We start from the raw sequence: 721 nt of genomic DNA on the forward strand, positions 1-721 counted from the left end.
CCGCCAGGTTCGCCTAGGCGACTTTCTTTTCACCGGAGAGTAACGAGGAATCCATGAAGGTTCTTGTAGCTGTCAAACGCGTTGTGGATTACAACGTCAAGGTCCGCGTCAAGGCGGACAATTCCGGCGTCGACCTCGCCAACGTCAAGATGTCGATGAACCCATTCTGCGAAATCGCCGTGGAAGAAGCCGTACGCCTGAAAGAGAAGGGTGTTGCGACTGAAATCGTCGTCGTCTCCGTCGGCCCGTCCACCGCTCAGGAGCAACTGCGCACCGCGCTGGCTCTGGGTGCCGACCGTGCCATCCTCGTCGAATCCGCCGAAGATCTGACTTCCCTGGCTGTTGCCAAACTGTTGAAAGCGGTTGTCGACAAGGAACAGCCTCAGCTGGTGATCCTTGGCAAGCAAGCGATCGACAGCGACAACAACCAGACTGGCCAGATGCTCGCTGCATTGAGCGGCTACGGTCAGGGCACGTTCGCTTCGAAAGTCGAAATCAGCGGCGACACAGTTGCCGTGACTCGCGAAATCGACGGCGGCGCGCAGACTGTTTCCCTGAAACTGCCAGCGATCGTCACCACCGACCTGCGTTTGAACGAGCCGCGCTACGCGTCCCTGCCAAACATCATGAAAGCCAAGAAGAAGCCTCTCGAGACGCTGACTCCGGACGCTTTGGGCGTTTCCACCGCCTCCACCAACAAGACCCTGAAAGTCGAAGCGCC

The 721-nt window shown here is 58.4% G+C and carries 1 protein-coding gene; it reads left to right on the forward strand.

The annotated features are described in order from the left end of the window. Positions 1 to 53: 53 nt before the first annotated feature. A partial coding sequence (locus tag D8V06_RS09180) for an electron transfer flavoprotein subunit beta/FixA family protein (RefSeq protein ID WP_130930837.1) occupies positions 54 to 721 on the forward strand: 668 nt, incomplete at its 3' end.

This window comes from Pseudomonas sp. Sample_24 (assembly GCF_004307605.1).
Lineage (GTDB): Bacteria > Pseudomonadota > Gammaproteobacteria > Pseudomonadales > Pseudomonadaceae > Aquipseudomonas.